The sequence below is a fragment of the Bradyrhizobium sp. 23 genome, from assembly GCF_023073295.1.
Taxonomy (GTDB): domain Bacteria; phylum Pseudomonadota; class Alphaproteobacteria; order Rhizobiales; family Xanthobacteraceae; genus Bradyrhizobium; species Bradyrhizobium canariense_D.
This window is the reverse complement of record NZ_JADPJF010000103.1, coordinates 90184-98002: the sequence shown is the minus strand read 5'-3', so window position 1 is coordinate 98002 and position 7819 is coordinate 90184. Positions and strand designations below refer to the sequence as shown.

The window sequence follows — 7819 nt, the reverse complement described above, 5'->3', positions numbered from 1 at the left end:
TATACCCCTCACCCGTCTCGCCGCTTTGCGGCGAGCCACCCTCTCCCACAAGGGGAGAGGGAAAAGACAGCTCGCCGCTTTACCACCTCCTCAATGCGCCATCATCCGCGTCGGCAGCCATGTCGCCAGCAGCGGGAAGGCGATCAGGATCACCAGGCGCACCAGGTCTGTCGCCACGAACGGAATCACGCCCTTGAAGATGGTGGAGAAGGAAACGTCCTTCACCACGCTCTTGATGACAAAGACGTTCATGCCCACCGGCGGATGGATCAGGCCGAGCTCGACCGTCATGACGATGATGACGCCGAACCAGATCGGGTCGAAACCGAGATGCATGATCACGGGGAAGATGATCGGCACGGTGAGGATGATCATCGCCATGGCGTCCATCAGGCAGCCGAGCACGAGATACATCACCATGATCAACGCCAGCACGCCGTAGGGGCCGAGACCGAGGCCGGTGAGGAATTCCGTCACCTTTTGCGGGGTCTGCGTCACCGTGAGGAAATAGCCGAAGATCAAGGCGCCGATCAGCACGGTGAACACGGCGGCGGCCGTGCGCGTCGCCTGGAGCAGCGACGCCAGAATCTTCTCGCGGTCGAGCCGGCCGGTCGCCACGCCGATGATGAAGGCGCCGGCGGCGCCGACGCCGCCCGCTTCGGTCGGCGTGAAGCGCGGCAAATAGGGCAGGCCGTAAAGGCCGCCGATGACGAACACGAACAGCAGCACCGGCGCCCAGATGTCCTTCAGGCCGGCGAAGCGCTCGCGCCACGGCAGCTCCTTGCCCTTGGGCAGGAAGTCGGGCCGGAAATAGCCGATCAGGAAGATCGTGATCATGTACATGGTCATCGCGAGGATGCCCGGGATGATGCCGGCGATGAACAGCTTGCCGATGTCCTGCTCGGTGATGATGCCGTAGACGGCGAGCACGGTGGAGGGCGGCAGCATCGCACCCAGCGTGCCGCCGGCCGCGATCACGCCGGTGGCAAACGACTGCGGATAGCCGAAGCGGCGCATCTCGGGGTAAGCGACCGCGGAGAAGGTCGCGGCGGTCGCGACCGAGGAGCCGCAGATCGCGGCAAAGCCGCCGCAGGCGCCGACGGTGGCGATGCCGAGTCCGCCGCGCAAATGGCCGACAAAGCCGTTGGCGGCGCGGAACAGCTCGCGACTCATGCCGGAATTGCTGACGAACGAGCCCATCAGCAGAAACATCGGAATGACGCCGAAGGTGTAGTCGGTCACCGTGCGCATCGAGGTCTGGCCGACCAGCTTCAGCGCCGGCGTGGCGCCGACGAGATAGGAAAAGCCGGAGACGCCGACGAGGCCCATGGCCATGCCGACCGGCACGCGCAGCAGCATCAGGGCGAACAGGGAAACGAAGCCGATTACGGCGACGGCATCGGTGCTCATGATTACTCCGTCGCCTTCAGCTTGGGGTCGTGCATCTCTTCGGGATGGAAGATCAACCGGTAGGTGCGGATCGCGATCAGCAGCACGGCCGAGACGTCGCCGATCCAGGCGATCGCGAAGAACGGCCAGGTCGGCATGTGCATGTCGAAGGTCTGGACGTTGTCGTTGTAGGTGCCGCGCACCTTGTCGAACAGCGTCCAGGTCTGCACCGTCACGACGAACAGCAGCACCAGGGTCGCGAACACGTCGATCCAGCGCTGGTAGCGCGGCCCGACATTGCCCCAGACGAGGTCGACGGTGATGTGGGTGCCGCGATAGGAGGTCGCGGCGATGCCCCAGAAGATCAGGATGCCGAGCAGCATGCGGCCGATGTCGAAACTATCGGGGATCGAATAGTTCAGCGTGTTGCGAAGCAACACCGACAGGAAGATGTCGAGCGCGACGATGCCGACGAAAGCCGCTGCAATCCATTCGATCGAATCGATAATACGATCCATCCAGCTGCGCTTCATGGGAGCTTCCTAAGAGATGCCATCCTCGGGCGGGAGAGGGAGAGGACGCGCGATGCGCTCCTCGCGTCTCGACCCGCGTGCAGAACAACGGCGGCGAGATGCATCCCGCCGCCGCATGTGTTTCGACGAAGAACTACTCCGCCAGCGCGTTGTACTTCTTCAGCGAGGCCTTCAGCTCGCTAAGCGCCGCGTCCGGATCCACGCCGGTCTTCTTCGCGCCGTCACTCCAGGTCTTCACCAGCGGCTCGGCGGCCTTCTTCCAGGCCGCGGTCTGCTCGGGCGTCAGCTTGTAGACCTCGTGACCGGACTCCGCCTTGACCTTGTCGATGCCGGCATCCTCGAACTTGCCCCAGTGCTCGCCGACCACGCCTGCCATTTCGACCGTGCAATTCTTGTCGATCGCGGCCTTCTGCTTGTCGGACATCGCATTGTACTTGTCCTTGTTCATGACGAACACGAAGGTCGTGGTGTAGAGCGGCGCCTCCATGTCGTATTTGGTCACCTTGTCGATGCCGAACAGCACCAGCGAGCCCCAGGGGAAGGTGACGCCATCGGCGACGCCGCGCTCGATGATGTCGCGCACTTCGGGCGCGGAGGATTGCACATTGGTGCCGCCGAGCGAGGTGACGAAGTTCGCCATGGTGGCGTGGGCGGGGCGGATCTTCAGGCCCTTCACGTCCTCCGGCATCACGATCTTCTTGGTGCGGGAATGGAAGGAGGAGGGCGAGTGGACGAAGGCGAGGCAGTATTTGACGTCCTTCATCTCCTTCTCGGCGTATTTGCGGTACCAGGCGTCGAGCCCCATCGAGCCGCCCTTGGCATCCGAGATCAGGAATGGCAATTCGCCAGCGCCGATGATCGGGAAACGGCCGGGCTGGTAGCCGGGATTGACATAGGTGACGTCGGCGATGCCGTCGCGCGCCATGTCGTAATGGTCGAACGCCTTGCCCATCTGCTGGGCCGGAAACACCTTGCCCTTGATGGTGCCGCCGGAATCCTTCTCGACCGCAGCAGCCCAGTCCTCCAGCGATTTCTGTAGTGGATGCGAGGCCGGCACCCAGTGCGAGATCTTCAAATCGAAGGTCTTGTCCTGCGCGAACGCAGGGCTCACGCTTGCTGCCAGCAGCAACGCCAGACAGGCTTTCCTCATCACGCGTCTCTCCCTCTTTTGACGGCGGGCTTCGATGGCCCGGTCTCGTTAATTAACATGTTATCTAGTTGGCCGGCGCGTTCAAGCCGGAACTGGCGCGACGTGCCGCCGCGCACTCCCTTTTGCCCAACCGTTATATGATATAATTATCGTGCGCGGACGGCAGCGACAAGCGAGCCACGCCGAAAGCCTACAGGATCGGGAGGAGCAAGTATTGCGGACAAAAGTCGCAATCATCGGGGCGGGGCCGGCAGGATTGTTGCTTGGGCAACTGCTGCATCATTATGGCATCGACAATGTCATTCTGGAGCGGCAGAGCCCGGACTATGTGCTCGGCCGCATCCGTGCCGGACTGCTGGAGGAGGGAACAGTTGCGCTGCTCGACCAGATCGGCGCCGGCGCACGGGCGCATGCCGAAGGGCTGGTGCATGAAGGGATCGAACTCACCTTCTCGGGGCGCCGCCACCGCATCGACATGAAGGCTGCGACCGGCAAGACGGTCATGATCTACGGCCAGACCGAGGTCACGCTCGATCTGATGAATGCGCGCACGGCCGCCGGCCTCACCTCGGTCTACGAGGCCAAGGACGTGCAGCCGCAGGATTTCGACGGCGGTCACCCGCGCGTAACCTACGTGAAAGATGGCGTCACCCACACCATCGATTGCGATTTCATCGCCGGTTGCGACGGGTTTCACGGCGTCAGCCGCGCCAGCGTTCCGGCTTCGGCCATCGAGGAGTTCGAGCGCATCTATCCGTTCGGCTGGCTGGGCATCCTCTCCGAGACGCCGCCGGTCAGCCACGAGCTGATCTATTCCAACCACGCCCGTGGCTTTGCGCTCTGCACCATGCGTTCGACCAGGCGCAGCCGTTACTATGTGCAGTGCGCGCTCGACGACCACGTCGACCAATGGCCGGACGACCGTTTCTGGGACGAGCTCAAGCGCCGGCTCGACCAGGACGCCGCCGACAGCTTGGTCACGGGCCCCTCGATTGAGAAGAGCATTGCGCCGCTGCGCAGCTTCGTCGCCGAGCCGATGCGCTTCGGCAGGATGTTCCTGTGCGGTGACGCCGCCCATATCGTGCCGCCGACCGGCGCCAAGGGGCTGAACCTGGCCGCGAGCGACGCGCATTATCTGTCGAGTGCGTTTCGCGAGTTCTACGACGAAAAATCCAGCGCCGGCATTGATGCCTATTCGGCGAAGGCGCTGGCGCGGGTCTGGAAGGCCGTGCGCTTCTCCTGGTGGATGACCTCGATGCTGCACAAATTCCCCGACACCGGCACCATCGGCGCGCGCATCCAGCTCGCCGAGCTCGACTATGTCACGCAGTCGCAGGCCGCGATGACCTCGCTGTCGGAGAATTACGTGGGGCTGCCGTTTTAGGGCGCGCCGTCATGCCTCGCGAAAGCGGGGCATCCAGTACGCCGCGGCCTCTCCGTATCACGTCACCGTCTCTGGAATACTGGATCACCCGCTTTCGCGGGTGATGACAGGGATAGCGGGGCGACGGCGCCACTCCTTTCAAACACCCGCGCAAATTCCGTTTAAAACTTTGTAGGTGGTGCATCTGTCCCGTCTGCCGCGTTCAATGGCGGGAGCCACCAACGCGAGACGGACATGACCAGCACCGACATTCCCGCCGGCTTCGAGCCGCACTTTCGCAAAGCCCCGCTCACCGATCCTTGGGAGCCGCTTTACTCCAGGAAGACCGACAACGGCGTCACCGTGGGATTGCGGCTGGCGAAACCGCACACCAACGCGCGCGGGCTGATCCATGGCGGCCTGATCGCGGCGCTGGCCGATGCCGCCATGGGCTACAGCTGCGCGCAGGCGACGGGCTGGACGACCTCGTTGGTCACGATCTCGCTGTCGGTCGACTATGTCGGCGCCGGCGAGATCGGCCAATGGCTCGCGGTCGAGGGTGAGGCGATCAAGACCGGCAGCACGATCTGTTTCGCGCAGTGCCTCGCGAAGGCCGACGGCGCCGTGATCGCCCGCGCCAGCGGCACCTTTCGCGTAGTGCCGAAGAAGGGGTGAGGGCGTCACCCGAATTTCCACTCCGCGGTCTCCACCACGAGATCGACGAAGGCACGCACCTTGGCGGAGAGCAGGCGCGAGGTCGGGTAGACGATGTGGATCGGCAACGCCGGCTGCTCGTATTTCGCCAACACGATTCTGAGCCGCCCGCGCCGCAGGCCCTCGGCAGCCTGATAGGCCAGCACCCGGGTCACGCCGCCGCCCGCCTCGGCATATTGCAGGGCGGCGTCGGCGCTGTTGCTGGCGAAGCGTGGATTCGGCGCCACCTCGATGTCGCGGCCGTCCTGCACGAAGCGCCAGTTCGCGGATGGACCGAAGGCGATGGTCTGGTGCCCGAGCAATGCCTCCGGCGTCTTCGGCTCGCCATGGCGCTTGAGATAGCCAGGTGTCGCCACCACGATCCGCCGCATCTCGCCGACCTGGCGCGCGACGAGGGAGGAGTCGGCGAGATGGCCGATCCGCACCGCGACGTCGACGGCATCTTCCACGAGATTGACCAGGTTGTCCGACAGCCGCAATTCGCAGGCGACCTCGGGATAGCGCTTGAGGTAGGCGATCATGACAGGCCCGACATGGAGCCGGCCAAAGCCGACCGGCGCCGACACCACCAGCCGCCCGCTCGGTCGGTTGCGCTCCTCCCGTGCCGAGCCGTCGGCCTCCTCGACATCGGCGAGGATGCGACGCGCGCGCTCGAGATAGCGCGTGCCGACGTCGGTCAGGGTCACTTGACGGGTGGTCCGCTGCAACAGCCGCGCGCCAAGATGCTCCTCCAGCGCCGCGATCAGCCGCGTCACCGCGGAGGGGGACAGCCGCAGTTTTCGTGCCGCCGGCGCGAGGCCGCGCAGGTCGGCGACGGTGACGAAAACATGCATGGCTTCGAGGCGATCCATGGCATTATTGCATATAACGCAACGATGAAGTGTCAAGCGGGATGATTGTTTTAGCCGGCGGGAGGTCCATTTTGGATGGCGAAGACGCAGGGATGCGCCGGGATTTCAGGAGATGTTCCGATGACGGCAACTCACACCTACGCCAGCGACGTGGCGTTCACGCCGGCGGTGAAGTCGATCCAGACCCGAAAGGGATCACGCGAAGGCTATGCCCATGCCGAGCAGCGCGGCTGGCGCACCGAGGTCGATGAGAACCTCGCGGCGTTCCTGGCCGACGCCAACAGCTTTTATCTCGCCACGGCATCGGCCGACGGCCAGCCCTACATCCAGCATCGTGGCGGCCCGAAGGGCTTCTTGAAGGTGCTGGACAAGCAGACGCTGGCTTTCACGGACTACGCCGGCAATCGGCAATACATCACGCAGGGAAACCTGTCTGAAAATCCCAAGGCCTACATCTTCGTGATGGACTACGCCCATCGCCGCCGGGTGAAGATCTGGGGCGAAGCGCGGGTGGTCGAGGACGACGAGGCGCTGACGACATCGCTGATGCCGAAAGGCTATCGCGCCCGGCCCGAGCAGGTGATCCTGTTCAAGATCGAAGCGTGGGACACGAACTGCCCGCAGCACATCCCGCAGAAGTTCGACGCTGGAGATGTGGCGGCGGCGCTGGCGGCAAGGGATGCGAAGATCGCGGAGCTGGAAGCAGAGCTCGCGGCGCTGAAGGGTGACAAGGGGGCAAGCTAGGCCACGATCTTCGTCTCTCCCTGAATCCTCCGATGTCATGCCCCGCGAAGGCGGGGCATCCAGTACGCCGCGGCGCCTCGGTTCAAGCACAGGTCTCTGGAATACTGGATCGTCCGCCCCTGTGCGCAATTGCGCACTAGGCGGACGATGACAGATGAGTTTGAGGAAGCGCGTCTCGAAGTTACAACACACTCGCCCCTTCGTGCTGGAAGCCGAGATAGCTCGCCGCCACGCGCTCATTCGCCGCGATGTCGCTGGCCTTGCCGCTGAGCACGAACTCGCCGAGCTCCATGACATAGGCCTGATCCGCGATCTTCAATGCCGCCTGCGCGTTCTGCTCGACCAGCAGCACGGAGACGCCGGCGGCGCGCAGTTCGGTGACGATGCGGAAAATGTCGGCGACGATGATCGGGGCGAGGCCGAGGCTCGGCTCGTCCAGCATCAGGAGCTTGGGCTCGCCCATCAGTGCGCGGCCCATTGCGAGCATCTGCTGCTCGCCGCCGGAGAGCGTGCCGGCGAGCTGCTTGCGCCGCTCCTTGAGCCGCGGAAACAGCGTGTAGACCCGCTCCATCGAGGCTTTCGCCTTGCTTCTCTCGATGCGGAAGGCCCCTAACTCGAGATTGTCCTCGACATTCATGGTCACGAACAATTCGCGGTGCTCGGGAACGAGGCCAAGCCCCATGGCGACGCGGTCCTCGATGTCGAGCCGCGACAGGTCCTGACCTGCGAATGAAACGCGCCCTTTCAGCGGCAAAATGCCGATGATGGCGGAGAGCAGCGTGGTCTTGCCGGCACCGTTGGCGCCGACGATGGTGACGATCTGGTTCTGGCCGACTTCGAGCGAGACCGAGCGCACGGCCTCGACCTTGCCATAGGCGACATGGGCGTTGGCGACGGACAACAGCGCGCTCATGCCGCCACTCCGAGATAGGCCTTGATCACTTCGGGATTGGTCTTGATCGTGGCCGGCGTTCCTTCCGCGATCTTGGTGCCGAAATCGAGCACCACGATGCGGTCGGCGAGGTTCATGACGAAGCCCATGTCGTGCTCGACCAGCAGGACGCTCATGCCGCCG

Annotated in this window: 8 protein-coding genes; 3 read left to right on the top strand and 5 right to left on the bottom strand. The window is 64.0% G+C overall.

The annotated features are described in order from the left end of the window. Nucleotides 1-90: 90 nt before the first annotated feature. The 3 genes from IVB32_RS25545 to IVB32_RS25535 form a co-directional block, all read right to left on the bottom strand. Entirely contained in the window at nt 91-1410 is a 1320-nt protein-coding gene (locus IVB32_RS25545) for a TRAP transporter permease (RefSeq protein WP_018458468.1), read from the bottom strand. A 2-nt stretch (nt 1411-1412) separates the two neighbouring features. Continuing rightward, on the bottom strand, nt 1413-1922 hold the full coding sequence (locus tag IVB32_RS25540; RefSeq protein ID WP_018458469.1) for a TRAP transporter small permease: 510 nt from the start codon (nt 1920-1922) through the stop codon (nt 1413-1415). 133 nt (nt 1923-2055) lie between these two features. Further along, entirely contained in the window at nt 2056-3072 is a 1017-nt protein-coding gene (locus tag IVB32_RS25535; protein ID WP_018458470.1) for a TRAP transporter substrate-binding protein, read from the bottom strand. 214 nt (nt 3073-3286) lie between these two features. Here IVB32_RS25535 and pobA point away from each other — a divergent pair, with 214 nt between their 5' ends. Both pobA and IVB32_RS25525 read left to right on the top strand, forming a co-directional pair. Then, nucleotides 3287-4456, top strand: a complete 1170-nt coding sequence (pobA, locus tag IVB32_RS25530; RefSeq protein ID WP_026233588.1) for a 4-hydroxybenzoate 3-monooxygenase — start codon at nt 3287-3289, stop codon at nt 4454-4456. Nucleotides 4457-4690: 234 nt separating this feature from the next. Further along, entirely contained in the window at nt 4691-5110 is a 420-nt protein-coding gene (locus tag IVB32_RS25525; RefSeq protein ID WP_018458472.1) for a PaaI family thioesterase, read from the top strand. Between the two features lie 5 nt (nt 5111-5115). Here the strand turns inward: IVB32_RS25525 and IVB32_RS25520 are convergent, their stop codons facing one another. After that, a complete protein-coding gene (locus IVB32_RS25520; protein ID WP_247369341.1) occupies nt 5116-6000 on the bottom strand; it encodes a LysR family transcriptional regulator in 885 nt (294 codons plus the stop codon). 120 nt (nt 6001-6120) lie between these two features. On the opposite strand from IVB32_RS25520, the gene IVB32_RS25515 reads away from it, so the two are divergent. Then, on the top strand, nt 6121-6744 hold the full coding sequence (locus IVB32_RS25515; RefSeq protein ID WP_018458474.1) for a pyridoxamine 5'-phosphate oxidase family protein: 624 nt from the start codon (nt 6121-6123) through the stop codon (nt 6742-6744). Nucleotides 6745-6925: 181 nt separating this feature from the next. Here the strand turns inward: IVB32_RS25515 and IVB32_RS25510 are convergent, their stop codons facing one another. Continuing rightward, nucleotides 6926-7657, bottom strand: coding sequence for an ABC transporter ATP-binding protein (locus tag IVB32_RS25510; RefSeq protein WP_018458475.1), 732 nt, complete (start codon nt 7655-7657; stop codon nt 6926-6928). Nucleotides 7658-7819 lie beyond the last annotated feature (162 nt).